This window comes from Microbacterium phosphatis (assembly GCF_049177115.1).
In the GTDB taxonomy this organism is placed as follows: Bacteria; Actinomycetota; Actinomycetes; order Actinomycetales; family Microbacteriaceae; genus Microbacterium; species Microbacterium phosphatis.
Genome location: NZ_CP185370.1, coordinates 953597 through 971979 on the forward strand (window position 1 = coordinate 953597; position 18383 = coordinate 971979).

The 18383-nt window shown below is 71.5% G+C and carries 22 protein-coding genes; 18 read left to right on the forward strand and 4 right to left on the reverse strand.

Annotated elements, in window-relative coordinates; all coding sequences use genetic code 11:
• Positions 1–29: 29 nt before the first annotated feature.
• The 6 genes from ACOKGD_RS04450 to mobA all read left to right on the forward strand — a co-directional run bounded on the left by ACOKGD_RS04450 (position 30) and on the right by mobA (position 5245).
• Positions 30–764: a regulatory protein RecX gene (locus tag ACOKGD_RS04450; RefSeq protein ID WP_342336515.1), complete on the forward strand. Its 735-nt coding sequence runs from the start codon at positions 30–32 to the stop codon at positions 762–764.
• 61 nt (positions 765–825) lie between these two features.
• Positions 826–2373, forward strand: coding sequence for a tRNA (N6-isopentenyl adenosine(37)-C2)-methylthiotransferase MiaB (miaB, locus tag ACOKGD_RS04455; protein WP_342336514.1), 1548 nt, complete (start codon positions 826–828; stop codon positions 2371–2373).
• Positions 2370–3317, forward strand: coding sequence for a tRNA (adenosine(37)-N6)-dimethylallyltransferase MiaA (miaA, locus tag ACOKGD_RS04460; protein ID WP_342336513.1), 948 nt, complete (start codon positions 2370–2372; stop codon positions 3315–3317). Before miaB ends, miaA begins: the two co-directional genes overlap by 4 nt.
• Complete coding sequence (locus tag ACOKGD_RS04465; RefSeq protein WP_342336512.1) at positions 3314–3766, forward strand: GNAT family acetyltransferase; 453 nt, start codon at positions 3314–3316, stop codon at positions 3764–3766. Before miaA ends, ACOKGD_RS04465 begins: the two co-directional genes overlap by 4 nt.
• A gap of 9 nt (positions 3767–3775) precedes the next feature.
• Positions 3776–4654, forward strand: coding sequence for a diaminopimelate epimerase (gene dapF / locus ACOKGD_RS04470; RefSeq protein ID WP_342336511.1), 879 nt, complete (start codon positions 3776–3778; stop codon positions 4652–4654).
• Between the two features lie 3 nt (positions 4655–4657).
• Entirely contained in the window at positions 4658–5245 is a 588-nt protein-coding gene (mobA, locus tag ACOKGD_RS04475) for a molybdenum cofactor guanylyltransferase (RefSeq protein ID WP_342336510.1), read from the forward strand.
• Here mobA and ACOKGD_RS04480 read toward each other — a convergent pair.
• Complete coding sequence (locus ACOKGD_RS04480; protein ID WP_342336508.1) at positions 5227–5871, reverse strand: class I SAM-dependent methyltransferase; 645 nt, start codon at positions 5869–5871, stop codon at positions 5227–5229. The two genes, mobA and ACOKGD_RS04480, sit on opposite strands and share 19 nt — an antisense overlap.
• 156 nt (positions 5872–6027) lie before the next feature.
• On the opposite strand from ACOKGD_RS04480, the gene hflX reads away from it, so the two are divergent.
• From hflX to ACOKGD_RS04495, 3 genes are read left to right on the forward strand one after another with little or no spacing between them, the layout of a single operon-like run.
• Positions 6028–7578: a GTPase HflX gene (hflX, locus tag ACOKGD_RS04485; RefSeq protein WP_342336507.1), complete on the forward strand. Its 1551-nt coding sequence runs from the start codon at positions 6028–6030 to the stop codon at positions 7576–7578.
• Between the two features lie 2 nt (positions 7579–7580).
• Positions 7581–8180: a GNAT family N-acetyltransferase gene (locus tag ACOKGD_RS04490; protein ID WP_342337152.1), complete on the forward strand. Its 600-nt coding sequence runs from the start codon at positions 7581–7583 to the stop codon at positions 8178–8180.
• An 8-nt stretch (positions 8181–8188) separates the two neighbouring features.
• On the forward strand, positions 8189–8893 hold the full coding sequence (locus ACOKGD_RS04495; protein WP_342336505.1) for an HAD family hydrolase: 705 nt from the start codon (positions 8189–8191) through the stop codon (positions 8891–8893).
• 35 nt (positions 8894–8928) lie between these two features.
• Here ACOKGD_RS04495 and ACOKGD_RS04500 read toward each other — a convergent pair whose 3' ends face one another.
• Together ACOKGD_RS04500 and lexA are read right to left on the reverse strand one after the other, a co-directional pair.
• On the reverse strand, positions 8929–10911 hold the full coding sequence (locus ACOKGD_RS04500; RefSeq protein ID WP_342336503.1) for an alpha/beta hydrolase family protein: 1983 nt from the start codon (positions 10909–10911) through the stop codon (positions 8929–8931).
• A 43-nt stretch (positions 10912–10954) separates the two neighbouring features.
• Complete coding sequence (gene lexA / locus ACOKGD_RS04505) at positions 10955–11659, reverse strand: transcriptional repressor LexA (protein WP_342336501.1); 705 nt, start codon at positions 11657–11659, stop codon at positions 10955–10957.
• A gap of 255 nt (positions 11660–11914) precedes the next feature.
• Between lexA and ACOKGD_RS04510 the strand changes: the two genes are divergently transcribed.
• The 6 genes from ACOKGD_RS04510 to ACOKGD_RS04535 all read left to right on the forward strand — a co-directional run bounded on the left by ACOKGD_RS04510 (position 11915) and on the right by ACOKGD_RS04535 (position 16321).
• Positions 11915–12301, forward strand: a complete 387-nt coding sequence (locus ACOKGD_RS04510; RefSeq protein WP_342336500.1) for a LysM peptidoglycan-binding domain-containing protein — start codon at positions 11915–11917, stop codon at positions 12299–12301.
• Between the two features lie 29 nt (positions 12302–12330).
• Complete coding sequence (locus ACOKGD_RS04515; RefSeq protein ID WP_342336499.1) at positions 12331–13413, forward strand: histidinol-phosphate transaminase; 1083 nt, start codon at positions 12331–12333, stop codon at positions 13411–13413.
• Between the two features lie 51 nt (positions 13414–13464).
• Positions 13465–14070: an imidazoleglycerol-phosphate dehydratase HisB gene (gene hisB, locus ACOKGD_RS04520; RefSeq protein WP_342336497.1), complete on the forward strand. Its 606-nt coding sequence runs from the start codon at positions 13465–13467 to the stop codon at positions 14068–14070.
• On the forward strand, positions 14067–14747 hold the full coding sequence (hisH, locus tag ACOKGD_RS04525; RefSeq protein ID WP_342336496.1) for an imidazole glycerol phosphate synthase subunit HisH: 681 nt from the start codon (positions 14067–14069) through the stop codon (positions 14745–14747). The genes hisB and hisH overlap by 4 nt, the downstream gene beginning before the upstream one ends.
• Before the next feature lie 73 nt (positions 14748–14820).
• Positions 14821–15567 (forward strand): bifunctional 1-(5-phosphoribosyl)-5-((5-phosphoribosylamino)methylideneamino)imidazole-4-carboxamide isomerase/phosphoribosylanthranilate isomerase PriA, encoded by a 747-nt coding sequence (priA, locus tag ACOKGD_RS04530; RefSeq protein WP_342336495.1) that lies wholly within the window; start codon positions 14821–14823, stop codon positions 15565–15567.
• Positions 15551–16321: an SseB family protein gene (locus tag ACOKGD_RS04535; RefSeq protein ID WP_342336493.1), complete on the forward strand. Its 771-nt coding sequence runs from the start codon at positions 15551–15553 to the stop codon at positions 16319–16321. The genes priA and ACOKGD_RS04535 overlap by 17 nt, the downstream gene beginning before the upstream one ends.
• 15 nt (positions 16322–16336) lie before the next feature.
• Here the strand turns inward: ACOKGD_RS04535 and ACOKGD_RS04540 are convergent, their stop codons facing one another.
• Entirely contained in the window at positions 16337–16747 is a 411-nt protein-coding gene (locus ACOKGD_RS04540) for a DUF1844 domain-containing protein (RefSeq protein ID WP_342336492.1), read from the reverse strand.
• Between the two features lie 309 nt (positions 16748–17056).
• Between ACOKGD_RS04540 and infC the strand changes: the two genes are divergently transcribed.
• From infC to rplT, 3 genes are all read left to right on the forward strand, one after another.
• Entirely contained in the window at positions 17057–17659 is a 603-nt protein-coding gene (infC, locus tag ACOKGD_RS04545; RefSeq protein ID WP_342336490.1) for a translation initiation factor IF-3, read from the forward strand.
• 72 nt (positions 17660–17731) lie between these two features.
• Positions 17732–17926, forward strand: a complete 195-nt coding sequence (rpmI, locus tag ACOKGD_RS04550) for a 50S ribosomal protein L35 (protein WP_342336489.1) — start codon at positions 17732–17734, stop codon at positions 17924–17926.
• Positions 17927–17953: 27 nt separating this feature from the next.
• Positions 17954–18340: a 50S ribosomal protein L20 gene (gene rplT, locus ACOKGD_RS04555; protein WP_342336487.1), complete on the forward strand. Its 387-nt coding sequence runs from the start codon at positions 17954–17956 to the stop codon at positions 18338–18340.
• The last annotated feature ends 43 nt before the right edge of the window (positions 18341–18383 follow it).

Genomic DNA, 18383 nt, shown 5'->3' on the forward strand with positions numbered 1-18383 from the left:
GCGTTCCCGCTGGATGACCGAGTCGCAGCATGTCCTCTGACGATCCCGACCTCGCTCCGGTGATCCCTCTCTTCGGTGGCGCGGCGCCCACGGCGCCCGCCGCCGAAGAGGCGGATGTCGCGGCGCGCGACTGGCACACGACGTGGCGCGACCTGGGCTCCCGCCCGGCCGACCGTCGGCCCACCGCGGCCAAGCCGCTCGAGGTGACGCCGTCAGCCGGGGGAGTGCGGTTCGTCGACGTCCCGGATGACGCCGCCGACGACGAGCCGGACCTCGAGCAGCTGCGAGCGGCTGCCGAGGAGCGCCTGCTGAAGGCGCTGCGTCGTCGGTCGCTGTCGGTCTCCGAGGCGCGCGCGCAGCTCCGGGCGATGGATCTGGACGGCGCCGCGGTCGACGAGACCATCGATCGTCTGACACGGCTGGGTGCGCTCGACGATGCCGCTCTCGCCGACCAGCTTGTGTACGCCGGCGTCGAGCGGAAGAACCAGGGGCGCCGAGCGATCGCCCAGGCGCTGTCGGCACGCGGCATCGACCGCGCGGTGATCGACGAGGCGCTGGCGGTGCTCCCGGACGACGACTTCGAGCGCGCGCTCGACTACGCCCGCGGCAAGGCGGCCTCGCTGCTGCGCTTCGACGACGACACCGCGCTGCGCCGCCTCAGCGGCCAGCTCGCGCGTCGTGGCTACGGTGGGCTCGCGCTGTCGGCCGCGCGGGCCGCGCTCGACGAGGCCCGCTCGCCGCGCTCGGGCGTCCGCTTCGACTGATCGCGCAGTCCTCGGCGCACTCCGGCCGCTCTCGGACAGCGAAACGTAGAATGAGCGGGTTATGACCACTCCCTCCAGCGCCCCGACGCTCATCGAACCGTCGCCCGCAGCCCTCACCGTCGACGGCCGTGCACGCTCCTACGAGGTGCGCACCTTCGGCTGTCAGATGAACGTGCACGACTCGGAGCGGCTGGCCGGCTCGCTCGAGAGCGCCGGGTACGTCCGCGCGGAGGCCGGCACGGACGCCGACGTCGTGATCATCAACACCTGCGCCGTGCGCGACAACGCCGCCGGCAAGCTGTACGGCACGCTCGGGCACCTCAAGTCGCGCAAGGACAAGCACGAGGGCATGCAGATCGCCGTCGGCGGCTGCCTCGCCCAGATGGACAAGGACGCCGTCCAGACCAAGGCGCCGTGGGTCGACGTCGTCTTCGGCACGCACAACATGGGCTCGCTGCCGAGCCTGCTCGAGCGCGCGCGGCACAACGGCGACGCCGAGCTCGAGATCCTCGAGTCGCTCGAGACGTTCCCCTCGACCCTTCCGACCAAGCGCGACTCGGTCTACAGCGGCTGGGTGTCCATCTCGGTCGGCTGCAACAACACCTGCACGTTCTGCATCGTGCCGAGCCTGCGCGGCAAGGAGAAGGACCGCCGTCCGGGCGACATCCTCAACGAGATCCGCCTCCTCGTCGAGGACGGCGCGATCGAGATCACGCTGCTCGGGCAGAACGTGAACTCCTACGGCGTCGAGTTCGGCGACCGTGAGGCGTTCGGGAAGCTGCTGCGCGCCGCCGGCGAGATCGAGGGCCTCGAGCGCATCCGCTTCACCAGCCCGCATCCCGCCGCGTTCACCGACGACGTGATCGACGCCATGGCCGAGACGCCCTCCGTCATGCCCCAGCTGCACATGCCGCTGCAGTCGGGCAGCGACCGGATCCTGCGCGAGATGCGGCGCTCGTACCGCAGCGCGAAGTACCTCGGCATCATCGAGCGCGTGCGCGAGCGCATCCCGCACGCCGCGATCTCGACCGACATCATCGTCGGGTTCCCGGGCGAGACCGACGAGGACTTCGAGGACACGCTGCGTGTCGTCGAGCAGGCGCGATTCGCCAGCGCCTTCACGTTCCAGTACTCGATCCGCGAGGGCACCCCCGCGGCGACCATGCCGAACCAGGTGCCCAAGGAGGTCGTGCAGGAGCGCTACGAGCGACTCCTCGCCCTTCAGCAGCGCATCACCCTGGAGGAGAACCAGAAGCAGCTCGGGCGCTCGCTCGAGGTGCTCGTCTCCACGGGCGAGGGCAAGAAGGACGCCGCCACGCACCGCCTCACGGGTCGGGCCGAGGACAACCGCCTGGTGCACTTCGAGGTGCCGGCCGGGTCGCCCGTGCCGCGTCCGGGCGATGTGGTGTCGGTCGTCGTCACGCACGCCGCCCCGTCGCACCTTCTCGCCGATTCTCCCGACGGCTCGCCGCTCGCGATCCGCCGCACGCGCGCCGGCGACGCGTGGGACCGGTCGCAGGCCGAGTCCTGCGGTGTGCCCGCACCGGGCGGCACGACCGAGGGCGGCGCCGTGAAGCTCGGTCTTCCGACGCTCCGCATCGGCGTGTGACCGCCCCGACACTCTGGGCGATCGTCGGCGCCACCGGCACCGGCAAGAGCGACCTCTCGCTCGACCTCGCCGAGGCCCTCGCCGCCGCGGGGCCCGGCGCGGAGGTCGTGAACGCCGATGCCATGCAGCTGTACCGCGGCATGGACATCGGCACCGCCAAGCTGCCGCTCGCCGAGCGCCGCGGCGTCCCGCACCACCTGTTCGACGTGCTCGACGTCACCGAGGACGCGGCCGTCGCCACCTACCAGGCGCAGGCGCGTGCGGTGATCCTCGACATCCTCGGCCGCGGGCGGCACGCGATCCTGGTCGGCGGATCGGGGCTGTACGTCTCGAGCGTGCTCTTCGACTTCCGCTTCCCGCCGCGCGACGAGGCGCGGCGCGCGCAGCTGGAGGCCGAGCTCGAGCAGCTGGGCGCGGGAGTGCTCTACGCGCGCCTGCAGCAGCAGGATCCGGCGACGGCGTCGCGCGTCGATCCTCACAACGGCCGCCGCGTGGTGCGCGCCCTCGAGATCCTCGCGCTCGGCGAGGCCACGCACGGCGCGACGCTGCCGCAGGAGCCCGTGGTCTGGCGCCCCGCGAGCGTGCTCGGGCTGCGGATGGAGCGTCCAGAGCTGATCGAGCGCCTCGACCGCCGCGTCGAGCGGATGTGGGCCGACGGCATGCTCGCGGAGACGGCGCGGCTGCGCGACGCGGGCCTCGAACTCGGCACGACCGCCCCGAGGGCCATCGGCTACGCCCAGGCCCTCGCGCAGCTCGCCGGCACCATGACGGAGGCCGAGGCCATCGCAGAGACCCAGGCCCTCACGCGGCGCTACGCCCGCCGTCAGGTGTCCTGGTTCAAGCGCTATGCCCCGGGCCCCGGCATCGACGTCCGGTGGTTCGACGCGGGGATCGACGCCGGGCAGCGGATCGTCCCGGACGCGCTGGCAGACTCGGCACGGTGACCGTCGAGATCCGCTCCTACACCGCGCAGGACGAAGCGCAGGTGGTGGCCCTCTGGGAGGCCGCGGGGCTCACCCGCCCCTGGAACGATCCGCATCAGGACATCGCCCGGGCCGTCGCCGTGTGGCCGGACCTGCTGCTGGTCGCCGCGGACGGCGACGCGGTGGTCGGCACGGTCATGGCGGGTTACGACGGGCACCGCGGCTGGCTGTACTACCTGGCGTCCGCCCCCGATCGCCGCGGAGAGGGTATCGGGCGCCGCCTCGTGTCCGAGGCGGAGGCACGCCTCGAGGCCCTCGGATGCCCGAAGGTCATGCTTATGGTGCGCGAGGGCAACGAACCCGTGCTGGAGTTCTACGACGGGCTCGGGTACACCCGCGAGACCACGCGGCTGACGGGGCGTCGCCTGATCGCCGACGACGACGCCGATGCCCGCCGGGGGCCCAAATAGACTGACGGCATGACGCAGATCGCCTTCACCAAGGGTCACGGCACGGGCAACGACTTCGTGATCATCGCCGACCCCGAGGGCGAGCTCGAGCTCACCGAGAACCAGGTCGCCGCGCTGTGCGACCGCCACTTCGGCATCGGCGCCGACGGCCTGCTGCGTGTCGTGCGATCCTCGCGGCTGCCGGAGGGCGCCGCGTCGCTGGCGGAGGAGCCCGAGGCCGAGTGGTTCATGGACTACCGCAACGCGGACGGCTCGGTCGCCGAGATGTGCGGCAACGGGGTCCGCGTGTTCGCCCACTACCTGCTGGAGTCCGGCCTCGCCGAGCTTCCCGCGGGGTCGACGCTGCCCGTCGGCACCCGTGCCGGCGTCCGCGACGTCATGCGCTCGGAGACCGGGTACCAGGTCGACATCGGCCGCTGGCGTGCCGAGCCGGGCGATCCGATCGTGTCCGCTCGCGGGCTGAGCGTCGCGCGCCCGGGGCTCGGGATCGACGTCGGCAACCCGCACGTGGTCGTCGCCCTCGCCTCCGACGCCGAGCTCGAGGGGCTCGACCTCACCGCGAAGCCCTTCATCGATCCCGCTCCGCCGCACGGCGCGAACGTCGAGTTCGTGGTCCCGTTCGAGCCGCTGGTGAAGGACGGCGTCGGGCGCGTCCGCATGCGCGTGTACGAGCGCGGCGTCGGCGAGACGCTCAGCTGCGGCACGGGCATCACCGCGACGGCCCTGGCGGTGCGCGACTGGGCGGGGGCGGGGGCACCGGACCGCTGGCAGGTCGAGGTGCCCGGCGGCACCCTCGGCGTGCGCATGTTCCCGGCCGAGGACGGCGAGCACGTCGCCCTCTCCGGCCCGGCGACGCTCGTGTACTCGGGCACCGTCACACTGGCCTGACGTATGCGTGCCCTGCGCGGCATCATCCTCGCCGGCGGTCGCTCCTCGCGGCTCGGCGGTCGCCACAAGCCCGCGATCCGGATCGGCGGCGAGCCCATGGTGGCCCGCGCGGTCGCCGCGACCCAGGCGGCCGGCGCCGAGGTGTGCGTGGTGGGGGAGCCGGACGGCGTCCCGGCCGGAGTTCCCGTGCTGCGCGAGGATCCGGCCTACGGCGGTCCACTGGCCGCCGTCGCGGCGGGCATGGACGCCTTCGAGCCCCGAGCGCACGGCGTTGTGCTGCTCATCGGCGGCGACATGCCGTTCCTCACCCCGACAGACCTGGCCTCCCTCGCCGCGGCGGCGCCGGGCGGTGTCGCGCTGGCGGTCGACGCGGAGGGGCGTGCGCAGCCGCTCTGCGCGGCCTGGGACGAGGCCGTGCTGCGGGCACGACTGTCGGCGATCGGCGATCCCGCGAACCGTCCGCTGCGGATCCTGCTCGACGGGCTCGAGGGCGACGGGATCACGCCGATCCTGACCCTCCTGCCCGAGCGCGAGCTCCTCGACGTGGACACGCCGGAGGATCTGCGCTCGGCTCAGAGCCCCGGCAGCTGAACCGGCTCGGTCGGCGGCGAGCCGTGACGGCGCACCTTCAGCACCCGGAACCCCTTGTGCAGCGCGTGGCGGCTGACGCTGAAGCCGGTGTCGAAGGTGGTGGCGAGCCAGCGCTGCAGGGAGTCGGAGCCCAGGTCCTTCTTGATGACGAGGTACGCGTCGCTCCGCTCGGCGAGCCGCGGGATCCACGTCTCCATCAGCTCGTGGAGCACCGCCTTCCCGACGCGGATGGGCGGGTTCGAGCGGATGGTGCGGAACATCACGTCCTCGGGCACGTCCTGCGGCTGGACGGCGATGACGTTGTCGAGCCCCAGCGACTCGGCGTTGCGGCGGACGAGATCGAGCGCGCGCTCGTTGACGTCGACGGCCCACACGCGGGCGTGCGGAGACGCCATGGCCAGGCTGAGCGAGATCGGCCCCCAGCCGCAGCCGAGGTCGAGGAAGTCACCGCCGGACGGCGGTTCGGGTGAGTGGGCGAGCAGCACCGACGTCCCCACATCGAGGTGTTCGGGGCTGAAGACCCCGGCCGCCGTCGTGAGCTCCACGGTGCGGCCGGACAGGGTCACCTTGATGCGGCGGAGGTTCTCGGCACTGGTGGGACTCGCGGAGAAGTAGTGGTCCACCATAGGGGGCCAGCGTACCCGAGGGCCCCGTCGGGGCGCGAGACGAAGTGCCCTTCCCGCAGACCGCAACTGGACCGAGCGCGCACGACACGCGCGGGATAGAATAGAAGGCTCGATGCCCGCGGACCGCCGCGATGAGCATCGGAACGAAAGGCATGGATGACTGACATCACCACCCCCGATCCCTCCTCCGCGAACGACGACGACGGTGTCGTGCTCGAGCCCGGAGCGTCAGATCTGGTGGACCGCGTGCTGGCGCGCGCGGAATCGCGCACGGGCGCGCGCGTCTTCGGGGCGGCCCAGGCCCTCCAGGATGCCACCACCACGGGCGACGGATCGGCCGACGGCGAGCAGTGGGATCGCGAGGATCGCGCGTCCCTGCGTCGCGTGGCCGGCCTGTCCACCGAGCTCGAGGACGTCACCGAGGTCGAGTACCGCCAGCTGCGTCTGGAGAACGTTGTGCTCATCGGCGTCTACTCGCAGGGATCCCTCTCGGACGCCGAGAACTCGCTCCGCGAGCTCGCCGCCCTCGCGGAGACCGCGGGCGCCGTCGTCCTCGACGGCGTGCTGCAGCGCCGACCGCACCCGGACCCGGCGACGTACATCGGCCGCGGTAAGGCGGACGAGCTCAAGGGCATCGTCGCCGCCGTGGGCGCCGACACGGTCATCGCCGACACCGAACTGGCGCCCAGCCAGCGCCGCGCGCTCGAGGACGTCATCAAGGTCAAGGTCATCGACCGCACGACGGTGATCCTCGACATCTTCAGCCAGCACGCCAAGAGCCGCGAGGGCAAGGCGCAGGTCGAGCTCGCCCAGCTCGAGTACCTGCTGCCGCGACTGCGCGGCTGGGGCGAGTCGATGAGCCGCCAGGCCGGTGGCCAGGTCGGCGCCGGCGGCGCGGGAATGGGATCCCGCGGCCCCGGTGAGACGAAGATCGAACTGGATCGCCGCCGCATCCGCACGAAGATGGCGCAGCTGCGCCGGCAGATCCGCGACTTCGCGCCCGCGCGCGACGCGAAGCGGTCCGAGCGCAAGCGCAACACGATCCCCTCGGTCGCGATCGCGGGCTACACGAACGCAGGCAAGTCGAGCCTGCTCAACCGGCTCACCAGCGCCGGCGTGCTGGTCGAGAACGCGCTGTTCGCGACCCTGGATGCCACGGTGCGCCGTGCCGAGACGGCCGATGGACGCATCTACACCCTGGCCGACACGGTCGGCTTCGTGCGCAACCTGCCGCACCAGCTCGTCGAGGCGTTTCGCTCGACGCTCGAGGAGGTCGCCGATGCGGACGTGATCGTCCACGTCGTCGACGCGCACCACCCCGATCCTGCGAGCCAGATCCAGACCGTGCGCGACGTGATGGGCGATGTCGGCGCACGCGACATCCGCGAGATCGTCGTCTTCAACAAGTCGGACCTCGTCGACGACGACACCAGGATGGTGCTGCGCGGGCTCGAGCCCAAGGCCGTGTTCGTGTCGTCGCGCACGGGCGAGGGCATCGACGAGCTGCGCGATGTCATCGAGGCGGCGCTGCCCCTCCCGGACATCGAGATCCACGCGCTGGTGCCGTACGACCGCGGTGAGCTGATCTCGCAGATCCACGAGCACGGTCACCTGCTGACGCGCTCGCACGAGGAGGGCGGCACGCTCATCCACGCGCACGTCTCCGAGCGCCTCGCCGCGGCCCTCGAGCCGTACACGGTGGCGTGACGATGCTCATCCGGCCCTACACCGTCGCCGACCGCGCCGCCGTGGCCGACATCTGCCTGCGCACGGCGGATCACGGAGCGGACGCCACGGGGGTCTTCGAGGACGACGGTCTGTGGGCCGACGTCTTCGCACTGCCCTACGTGACGCGCCATCCCGACCTGGCCTTCGTGGTCGAGGATCCGGCCGGACACGTGGTCGGCTACGTCATCGGCACGGACGACACGGACGCGTTCGAGGACTGGTTCGCGACGCGCTGGTGGCCGACCGTCGCGGCGCGTCACCCCCTGCCCGAGACCGAGCGCACGCGGCAGGACGGCACGCTCATCTACGCGTACGGGCGTCGCGCCGGGGCAGAGCCGTACGCCGCCCTCGGCTATCCGGCGCACCTGCACATCGACCTGCTGCCCGAGGCGCAGGGGCAGGGTCTGGGGCGTCGCCTGATCGACACGCTGCTGGCCGAGCTGCGCCGCAGGGGCGTTCGGGGCCTGCACCTCGTGGCGAGCGATCGCAACGCCGGGGCGCTCGCCTTCTACGACCGTCTCGGGCTCACGCGCCTCGCCTCCCACGAGGGTGTGCAGGCGTACGGCATCGCGCTGGTCTGAGCGCCGTCGTGGGCGACGCGCGCGTTGTGCTGTGGGACTTCGACGGCACGCTGGCGCGCCGCGAGGGCCTCTGGGCCGGCGCCATGGTCGATGCGCTGGCGCGCAGCGGCGGTGACCCCGCCATGCGGCCGGAGCTGATCCGGCCGCACCTGCGCGAGGGCTTCCCCTGGCACACGCCGTCGGATCCGTGGGGCGCCATGGGCGGGCCGGAGTGGTGGGGCCGGATGCGTCTCGTGCTCCAGGGGGCGTATGTCCGCGCGGGCATCGACGCGGCCGCCGCCGCACACGCCGCCGAGTTCGTCGCGCTCGAGTACTACCGAGTCGATGCGTGGCGGCTCGTCGACGGCGCTCCGGAGGCGCTCGCGACCACCCGCGATGCCGGCTACCTCAACGTGATCGTGAGCAATCATCCGCCGGAGCTGGCCAATCTGGTCGGTGCCGTGGAGCTCGGCGCGCTGATCGACCTCGTGATCACCAGCGCCGCCGTCGGCGCCGACAAGCCGAATCCGCTGATCTTCGAGCATGCCCTGCGGGTGGCCGACGCCGGCGCGGACGTCTGGATGATCGGCGATGACCCGGTGGCGGACGTCGCCGGCGCCGAATCCGCCGGCATCCGCGCGATCCTCGCAGACGGCGCGTACGACGATGCCGTGGGGGTCACGGTCGCCGAGGCGGCTCGCCTGGTCCGAGAGGCTGGCCCCGCCGACGGCTGAGCGGCGCTGCGCTGGGGCCCGACGGGCACCGGCGCTCAGTCGAGCGTGATCGAGGGCACGTCCGGCGTCGCGAACCCGAGGATCCGCCCGAGGAACGCCAGCTCCGACTCGAACGCCCGGATCACGGTCGACGTCTGCCGGAAGCCGTGGGATTCGCCCTCGAACAGGATGTACGCGTGCGGCACGCCGTTCTCGGCGAGAGCGTCGCGCAGCGCCTCCGACTGCGACGGGGGGACGACCGGATCCTCGGACCCCTGCAGGATCAGCAGCGGCGTGCGCAGCGTCTCCGGGCGGGACAGGGGGGAGCGGCTCACGTACAGCGGCTCGGTCTGGGGGAGCGGCCCGACGAGGCCGTCGAGGTAGCGTGCCTCGAAGTCGTGGGTGTCCTCGACCAGCTTCCGCAGGTCGGCGACGCCGTACCGGCTGATGCCCGCGGCGAAGACGTCGGTGTCGGCGACCGCGCACAGCACGGTCCAGCCTCCCGCGGAGCCGCCCTTGATGGCGATGCGCTTCGGATCGGCCATGCCGGCATCCGCGAGGCCGCGCGCGGCCGCGGCGACGTCGGCCACGTCCGCGATGCCCCAGCGCCCGAGCAGGCGCTCGCGGTACGGCCGCCCGTATCCGGTCGATCCGCCGTAGTTGACGTCGAGCACCCCGATGCCGCGGCTCGTGAAGTACGCGACGGCGAGCGAGAGCTCGCCGGAGACGTGCGCGGTCGGGCCGCCGTGCACGAGCACGAGGTACGGAGGCAGCTCGCCCTCCGGCGCCTGGGCCTCGGGGTTGGTGGGCGGGTAGGTGAACGCGTGGACGGGGCCGTTCGGGCCGTCGAACGTATGGGGCTCGGCGAGCGGCAGCCATTCGGTGGGAAGGGGAGCGGTGCCGCCGCGCACCGCCTCGAGCGTGCGCGCGTCGGCGTCGAGCAGCCACAGCCCGCCCGGCACCTGGGCGCCCGCGCCGGTGAGCAGCACGCGCGAGCCGCGGACGTCACGGATCAGCACCCCGCCGGACAGCGGTGTCTCGAGCGGCTCGAAAGCGCCGAGCGCGGGGTCCAGCAGCACCAGCGTGTCGGTGCCGTGCGTGCGCACGGCCACCACGCGGCCGTCGTCGAGGCGCCCGTACCAGCGGACGCCGAGGTTCCAGAGGGGCCCGCCGGTGTCCGCGTCGGCGCGGCCGACGGTCACGGGCTCGGTCGGAGTGTGCCCGTCGAGGTGCACAAGCCGCAGGTTCCAGCGCCCGCTGCCGTGCCGGCCGGGAAGGACGGGGTCCGTCGTGACGAGCAGCTCGTCGTCCGACGTCCAGTGCGGCTGCAGCGCCGAGGTGCGGCCGTGCTCGGTGCGGCCGCCGGCGACGGTGTGGAACTCGTCCACGGTGCCGTCCGGGCCGATCCGGCCGATCCGCAGCTCGGAGGCGTCCCACGGCATGTCCGGGTGGTCCCAGGCGATCCACGCGAGGCGGTCGCCGCGCGGCGTGGGGTAGGCGACGAAATCAGACCCCGACACCACGCTCACGATGGCGGACGCGTCCTCGGCGGCCGACCCGTCGAGCGGGATGACGACGATATCGCGGGTGACGGCATGCCCCTCGGAGGTCCTCTCGCGCACTGCCCACAGCCGCGGGCCGCCGGATGAGACCTCGAAGGTCAGATCGCCGAAGGCCATCCCCGCCGCACCGGGTGTCAGGGGGACGGGAGCGGCGCCGGGCGTCAGCCGGTGCACGCGCTGGTCGGAGCCCTCGACGAACAGCAGATCGCCGGCATCGGTGGTGGTCCACGCCCCACCGCCGTACTCGTGCACCCGCGAGCGCGCGCTCCAGGGCGCCGGAAGGACCACGACCGGACCCTCGTCGGTCCGGCGGAAGACGGCCTGGCGGCCGGCCTCGGACGGCACGCTCTCGCTCCACCAGATCTCGGCGTCGGGGCCGACGAACCGGGCCCCGTCGAGTCGCGGCGCGCCTCCAGCGATGTCGGACGCCGCGATGGGCGACGTCCAGGATCCGTACGACATGGTGGTGCGCGTCATGTGCCCCACGCTAACCGAGGGCCGCGGCAACCAGCGCCCGGCGTCAGACCGCGCGCATCACCGCGACGATCTTGCCCAGCACAACGGCGTCGTCGCCCAGGATCGGCTCGAAGGCCGAGTTGCGCGGCAGCAACCAGGTGTGGCCGTCGCGCTGACGGAAGACCTTCACGGTCGCCTCGCCGTCGAGCATGGCCGCGACGATGTCGCCGTTGTCGGCGTTGTTCTGGACGCGCACAACGACCCAGTCGCCGTCGCAGATGGCCGCGTCGATCATCGACTCGCCGCTGACCTTGAGCATAAACAGCTCGCCCTTGCCCACGAGCTGGCGGGGGAGCGGGAAGATCTCCTCGACCTGCTGGTCGGCCGTGATGGGCACGCCGGCCGCGATGCGCCCGACGAGCGGCACCATCGCCGCGTCGCCGACCGAGGGCTGGCCGACGTCGAGGTTCTCGCCCGACTGGCCGGGCAGGTCGATCAGGACCTCCATGGCGCGGGTCTTGCCCGGGTCGCGGCGCAGATAGCCGCTGAGCTCGAGCTGGCCGAGCTGGTGCGTGACGCTCGAGAGCGACTTGAGACCCACGGCGTCGCCGATCTCGCGCATCGTCGGCGGGTACCCCTTGGACTGGATCGAGCGCTGGATCACCTCGAGGATCGCGAGCTGCTTGTCACTCAGGCTCTTCCGCCGGCGCGTGCGGCGCTTCTCGTCAGCCTCGATCGGCGTCTCGGCAGCGATGATGTCGGCGCTCATCTGACCGGCTCCTTCTCCTCCGACGGTGAATGTCGGTGGCCCGTGGTGGGGTGTTGTTCGTCATCGAAACCGTATCCGAACGGCTTCACGATTCGGAAGATCCGTTCGAGCGTGTCGCGGATCCGATCGGATCGGTTTTCGAAGAACGCCTTGACATATTCGAAGATTCGAAGATAACTTCGGTACAGAGCTTCGCATCCGGCCCTCCCGGCCGAGTGCCGGATGCGAAGCCCGCCGAAGCAGAAGGAGCACCCGATGAGCACCATCAGCATCACCGCCTACGACGTCCAGGTCCCCGCGGCCCGCGCCACGGCGCCGGCGACGCGCCTGCGTCTCACGCGTCGTGGTCGCCGTGTGGTGGCGGCCCTGGCGGCCGCACCGATCGTCGTCGCTCTCGCCTTCGCCACGATCAGCGGCGGCGACGCGCTCGCCTCCCGAGAGGGCGGTGCGCCCGCAGGCACCTTCGACACCGTGACGGTCATGCCGGGCGACTCGCTCTGGTCGATCGCCGAGGCCGTGGCGCCCGCTGCCGATCCGCGCGACGTGGTCGACGAGATCATCGCCCTCAACCAGCTCGCGTCCTCCAGCGTGATGGCGGGCGAGCGCCTGTCGATCCCCGCGGCCTACTCGACCGAGGGCTGACGTCTCCTCGACGACCTAGCATTGAACGCGTGACGGTCTCCCTCGACGAACTGCCGATCCGCGACGATCTCCGCGGTCAGAAGCCCTACGGCGCGCCTCAGGCACCGCTGCCCGTGGCGCTGAACGTGAATGAGAACACCCACCCGGTCCCGGCCGAGGTCGCGAAGGACATCGCCGACTCCGTCGCCCGAGCGCTGACCGACGTCAATCGCTACCCCGATCGCGAGTTCACCGAGCTGCGCGAGGGGTTCGCGCGGTACCTCGGTCACGGCCTCGACGCCACGCAGATCTGGGCCGGGAACGGCTCGAACGAGGTTCTGCAGCACCTGCTCCAGGCCTTCGCCGGCCCCGGGCGCACGGTCTTCGGCTTCGCTCCGACCTACTCGATGTACAGCCTTCTCGCGAGCGGCGTGGGTTCCGAGTGGGTCGCCGGCACACGCGGCGTCGACTACGAGATCACCGCCGAGGACGCCGCGCGTCAGGTGGCGGAGGCGCGGCCGGATGTCGTCTTCCTGTGCGCGCCGAACAACCCCACGGGCACCCCGCTCACGCTCGATGTGGTCGCGGCGGTCTACGACGCCACGGACGGCATCGTCATCGTCGACGAGGCGTACCAGGAGTTCGCCCCGAAGGACTCGCCGTCGGCCCTGACGCTCCTCGAGGGCCGCCCGCGGCTGGCGGTCTCGCGCACCATGAGCAAGGCGTTCGCGTTCGCCGGGGCTCGCGTGGGGTATCTCGCGGCGGATCCCGGGCTCATCGACGCGCTTCGCCTGGTGCGCCTGCCGTATCACCTGAGCGCCCTGACGCAGGCGGCCGCGGTCGCGGCGCTGCGTCACGCCGACGTGATGCTCGGCATGGTCGACGAGATCGTCGCGCAGCGCGACCGCATGACGAGGGTGCTCGCCGAGCTCGGCTACCGCCCCTACGCGTCGTGGACGAACTTCCTGCTCTTCGGCGGGGTGACAGATCCCGCCGCCACGTGGAAGGCCCTCTACGACCGCGGGGTGCTCATCCGCGATGTGGGGATCCCCGGCCACCTCCGCGTGACCGCCGGCACCGAGGCCGAGACGACCGCGTTCCTCGACGCGCTCGCCGAGCTCGGCCGCCCCTGACGGCATCCCGCCCGCACCGGGGGATCGCCCGCCCCGACTAGAATCGGGGGCATGACGACTGCCCGCACCGCGCGCTTCTCCCGCTCCACCAGCGAGTCGACCGTCGAACTGGAGCTCGACCTCGATGGCACCGGCAAGAGCTCGATCTCGACCGGCGTGCCGTTCTTCGACCACATGCTGACGGCATTCGCGAAGCACTCGCTCACCGACCTGACGGTGAAGGCGACGGGCGACACGCACATCGACGCGCACCACTCGGTCGAGGACATCTCGATCGTGCTGGGTCACGCCATCCGCGAGGCGCTCGGCGACAAGAGCGGCATCTCGCGCTACGGGGACGCGCTCGTGCCCCTCGACGAGGCGCTCGCGCAGGCGGTCGTCGACATCTCGGGGCGTCCGTTCCTCGTGCACGAGGGCGAGCCCGCGGGCTTCGAGCACCACCTCATCGGCGGCCACTTCACGGGGTCGCTCGTGCGCCACACCTTCGAGGCGATCGCGTACAACGCCGGGCTCACGGTGCACGTGCGCGTGATCTCGGGCCGCGACCCGCACCACATCGCCGAGGCCGAGTACAAGGCCTTCGCCCGCGCGTTCCGCCAGGCCAAGGCCCTCGATCCGCTCGTCGACGGGATCCCGTCGACCAAGGGCGCGCTGTGAGCATCGAGACCACCCCCGACGAGAACGGCGTGCGTCGGCCCGTCGTCGCGGTCCTCGACTACGGTTCGGGCAACATCCACTCCGCCGTCAAGGCCCTGGAGGCCGCCGGTGGCGACGTGCGCCTGACCCGCGACCGCGGCCTGATCCGCGAGGCCGACGGCCTGCTCGTCCCGGGCGTCGGCGCCTTCCAGGCCGTGATGGAGCAGCTCAACGCCGTCCGCGCGCCCGAGATGATCGAGCGCCGCCTCGCGGGCGGTCTGCCCGTCCTCGGGATCTGCGTGGGCATGCAGGTGCTCTTCGAGCGCGGCGTCGAGCGCGGCGTCGAGACCGAGGGGCTCGGCGAATGGCCCGGCGTGGTCGAGGAGCTCACGGCGCCGGTCGTCCCGCACATGGGCTGGAACACCGTCGAGCCGGGGGAGGGGTCCTCGCTCTTCCGCGGACTCGAGGACGAGCGGTTCTACTTCGTGCACTCCTTCGCCGCGCAGGAGTGGACGCTCGAGACCGACGGCCGCTTCCGGAAGCCCAGCGTGACCTGGGCGAAGCACGGCGCGCCCTTCATCGCGGCTGTCGAGAACGGCCCGCTGTCGGCGACGCAGTTCCACCCCGAGAAGTCGGGAGAGGCCGGCATCCGCCTGCTGCGGAATTGGATCCAGAGCCTGCCCGGGGCTACTCTCTGAGATCGTGCCCGCGACGGGAAATCCCCGGATCGCGTCGTCCCCGCCCGGACGAACTCGAAGCACACCAGGAGCTATGAACGATTTCGCGTCCACGCCCGGACTGATCCTGCTGCCCGCCGTCGATGTCCAGGGTGGCAAGGCCGTGCGCCTCACCCACGGCGCCGCCGGCACCGAGACCGACTACGGCGACCCGATCGAGGCCGCGGACAACTGGCTCCGGCAGGGGGCCGAGTGGATCCACCTCGTCGACCTCGACGCGGCCTTCGGTCGCGGCAGCAACGCCGGCATCCTGCGCAAGGTCATCAAGCACGCCCGCGGTGTGAACATCGAGCTCTCCGGCGGCATCCGCGACGACGCCTCGCTCGAGGCGGCGCTCGAGAGCGGCGCCCAGCGCATCAACCTCGGCACCGCGGCGCTCGAGAACCCCGAGTGGACCGCCTCGGTGATCGGCCGCTACGGCGAGGCCATCGCCGTCGGTCTCGACGTGCGCGGCACGACTCTCGCCGCCCGCGGCTGGACGCAGGAGGGCGGCGACCTCTGGGAGGCGCTCGCTCGCCTCGACGAGGCCGGCTGCAGCCGCTACGTCGTCACCGACATCACCAAGGACGGCACGCTGCGCGGGCCGAACCTCGAGCTGCTGCGCGAGCTGACGGAGCGCACCGACAAGCCGATCGTCGCCTCGGGCGGCGTCTCGACGCTGGACGACATCGCGGCGCTGCGCCGTCTTGTGCCCAACGGCGTCGAGGGCGCGATCGTGGGCAAGGCGCTCTACGCGGGCCAGTTCACCCTGGCCGAGGCGCTGGATGTCGCCGGAGACTGACGGCTCCGCCGACAGCGCCGGCGTCCCCTGGGAGGGCCGGCACTTCGAGGCGAATCCGCACGCGTCGGACGACGGATCCGCTGATCCGGTGCTCCTCGCGGCGGTCACCGCGTTCCGCTCCGGTTCGGGCGACCAGGCCGCGGTCGTCGATGCCCTCCGCCACGCGCGGGTGCTGATCCCCCTCGTCGCCGAGAAGGGGGACGAGGGCATCGGGGCGCACGGGCTCGCGGTCGACAAGACGCAGGAGCTCTCGATCGTCACGGTGGGCGCGCCCGACGGGCGCAAGGTGCTCCCGGTGTTCAGCTCGGTCGCCGCGCTCGGCCGCTGGGACGCGAAGGCGCGTCCCATTCCCGTGGAGGCGGTGCGCGCGGCACTGGCCGCGTCGGCCGAGGACACCGATCTCATCGTCCTCGATCCGACAAGCGACACCGAGTTCGTGGTGCGCCGCCCCGCCGTGTGGGCGCTCGCCCAGGGCGAGCCCTGGACGCCGGCGTTCCTCAACCCCGAGGTCTACCGCGGGCTGCAGGAGAGCATCGGCGGCGAGCTCGCCGTCCTCGATCTCGCCCTCGAGCCGGGCGACCCGGACGCGCGGCTGCACGGGCCCGAGCTCGTGGTGCGTCTGACCCTCATGCAGGGCCTGGAGCGCGGCGAGCTGGATGCGGTGCTCGCGCGCCTCGCGCGTCGATGGTCGCAGGACGACCGCGTCGCCACGCTGGTCGACTCGCTGAGCGTCAAGCTCGACGCCGCCCCGTAGGGCGGCGCCGACGGCTCAGTTGACGGGGCCGGTGTACTTCTCGCCCGGTCCCTTGCCCGGTGCGTCGGGGATCGTCGAGATCTCCCGGAAGCGCAGCTGCAGCGAACGCAGGCCGTCGCGGATCGGACGCGCGTGCATGTCGCTGATCTCCGGTGCCGCGGCGGTCACGAGCCCCGCGAGGGCGTTGATGAGCTTGCGAGCCTCGTCGAGATCGACGTCGGCCTCGGCGTCATGCTCGTCCGCGAGGCCGAGCTTGACCGCAGCGGCGCTCATGAGGTGTACGCAGGCGGTGCCGATGACCTCGACGGCGGCGACGTCGGCGATGTCGCGGACGGCCGAGGTGTCGCCGCCGGCGCGCTCCTGCTCCTCCCAGCGGGCGTCGCGGTCGGCGTCGTAGACGTGGCTGTGGGCCGGGTTGGTGCTCATGGGTCGCTCTCTGCTAGACTTTCCCGGGCTCTGGTGCTTCTCGATGAGAACCCAGACGAAAGAGGATTCACATCCCACCCGCGCTTGCCGTTACAAGGCTACCGGGTCATGCACTCCCTCGGGTCTCGGCCCGGGTGTTCCAGGATCGCGCTCCGCGTGTCCGGATGCAGGGTGCGGCTGACGCGTGACGTCTGCCGGGTGGACGCTGAATTCTTCTCCCGCCCGTGGCATGAATCCGTGTCGCGGTGGCCTCCGTCACCACCCAAGGAGTTCCGCATCAGCGATCCCCGTACCAATGAGCGCATCCGCGTGCCCGAGGTCCGACTCGTCGGCCCCGCTGGCGAGCAGATCGGCGTCGTTCGCATCGAGGCCGCCCTGCGTCTGGCGCAGGAGGCCGATCTCGACCTGGTCGAGGTCGCCCCCAACTCGAAGCCTCCCGTCGTCAAGATCATGGACTACGGCAAGTTCAAGTACGAGGCCGCGCAGAAGGCCAAGGAAGCCCGTCGCAACCAGGCGAACACGGTCCTCAAGGAGGTCCGATTCCGTCTGAAGATCGACGAGCACGACTACGAGACCAAGCGCAAGCGCGCTGAGGGCTTCCTGAAGTCCGGTGACAAGGTCAAGGCGATGATCCTCTTCCGCGGTCGCGAGCAGTCGCGCCCGGAGCAGGGTGTCCGCCTCCTCAAGAAGTTCGCGGAGGACGTCGCCGAGTTCGGCAACGTCGAGTCCAGCCCCAAGGTGGACGGCCGCAACATGGTGATGGTCGTCGCGCCGCACCGCAACAAGTCGGACGTCAAGACCGAGCTGAACGCCGTTCGCGCCGCGAACAAGCAGGCGGCGCGCGAAGCCAAGGGCCAGGCCCCGGGCGAGGACGCCGAGAGCCCGGTCGCCGAGACTCCCGCAGCGGAGTAATCCGCTCCACATGCTCCCGCTTCGGCGGGTGGAAATCGTCGCCCTCCGGGCGCATTCACGAAGGAAGAGAAGATGCCGAAGCAGAAGACCCACTCGGGCAGCAAGAAGCGCTTCAAGATCACCGGCAGCGGCAAGATCAAGAAGCAGCAGGCTGGTATGCGCCACAACCTCGAGTCGAAGTCGAGCGCGCGCAAGCGTCGCCTGAACGGCGACCAGGTCATCTCGGGCAACGACCTCAAGCAGGTCAAGCGCCTCCTCGGTCGCTGACGCGAAATCTCGTTAGGAAGATAAGAAATGGCTAGAGTCAAGCGGGCAGTAAACGCCCACAAGAAGCGTCGCGTCATCCTCGAGCGCGCCTCGGGTTACCGTGGCCAGCGTTCGCGCCTGTACCGGAAGGCGAAGGAGCAGGTCACCCACTCGCTCGTCTACGCGTACCGCGACCGTCGCAAGCGCAAGGGCGACTTCCGTCGTCTGTGGATCCAGCGCATCAACGCCGCCTCGCGCGCGAACGGCATGACGTACAACCGCTTCATCCAGGGCCTCGGCCTCGCGGGTGTGCAGGTCGACCGTCGCATCCTGGCCGAGCTCGCCGTGAACGAGCCCGCCACGTTCGCCTCGCTGGTCGCGACCGCGAAGGCTGCTCTGCCGGCCGACGTGAACGCGCCGAAGGCTGCTGCGTGACAGCTGTTCCCTCATCGGCCTCCGGCCGCTGACGAACTTCTGC

Bases quoted from the DNA above. Each gene is read 5' to 3' on its own strand.
- mobA (WP_342336510.1), top strand. From the start codon at position 4,658: ATGCGTGCCCTGCGCGGCATCATCCTCGCCGGCGGTCGCTCCTCGCGG.
- ACOKGD_RS04540 (WP_342336492.1), bottom strand. From the start codon at position 16,747: ATGAGCACCAACCCGGCCCACAGCCACGTCTACGACGCCGACCGCGAC.
- hisB (WP_342336497.1), top strand. From the start codon at position 13,465: ATGACGACTGCCCGCACCGCGCGCTTCTCCCGCTCCACCAGCGAGTCG.
- rplT (WP_342336487.1), top strand. From the start codon at position 17,954: ATGGCTAGAGTCAAGCGGGCAGTAAACGCCCACAAGAAGCGTCGCGTC.
- ACOKGD_RS04490 (WP_342337152.1), top strand. From the start codon at position 7,581: ATGCTCATCCGGCCCTACACCGTCGCCGACCGCGCCGCCGTGGCCGAC.
- ACOKGD_RS04535 (WP_342336493.1), top strand. From the start codon at position 15,551: ATGTCGCCGGAGACTGACGGCTCCGCCGACAGCGCCGGCGTCCCCTGG.
- priA (WP_342336495.1), top strand. From the start codon at position 14,821: ATGAACGATTTCGCGTCCACGCCCGGACTGATCCTGCTGCCCGCCGTC.
- ACOKGD_RS04510 (WP_342336500.1), top strand. From the start codon at position 11,915: ATGAGCACCATCAGCATCACCGCCTACGACGTCCAGGTCCCCGCGGCC.
- dapF (WP_342336511.1), top strand. From the start codon at position 3,776: ATGACGCAGATCGCCTTCACCAAGGGTCACGGCACGGGCAACGACTTC.
- hflX (WP_342336507.1), top strand. From the start codon at position 6,028: ATGACTGACATCACCACCCCCGATCCCTCCTCCGCGAACGACGACGAC.
- lexA (WP_342336501.1), bottom strand. From the start codon at position 11,659: ATGAGCGCCGACATCATCGCTGCCGAGACGCCGATCGAGGCTGACGAG.
- ACOKGD_RS04500 (WP_342336503.1), bottom strand. From the start codon at position 10,911: ATGACGCGCACCACCATGTCGTACGGATCCTGGACGTCGCCCATCGCG.
- miaB (WP_342336514.1), top strand. From the start codon at position 826: ATGACCACTCCCTCCAGCGCCCCGACGCTCATCGAACCGTCGCCCGCA.
- ACOKGD_RS04450 (WP_342336515.1), top strand. From the start codon at position 30: ATGTCCTCTGACGATCCCGACCTCGCTCCGGTGATCCCTCTCTTCGGT.
- rpmI (WP_342336489.1), top strand. From the start codon at position 17,732: ATGCCGAAGCAGAAGACCCACTCGGGCAGCAAGAAGCGCTTCAAGATC.
- ACOKGD_RS04480 (WP_342336508.1), bottom strand. From the start codon at position 5,871: ATGGTGGACCACTACTTCTCCGCGAGTCCCACCAGTGCCGAGAACCTC.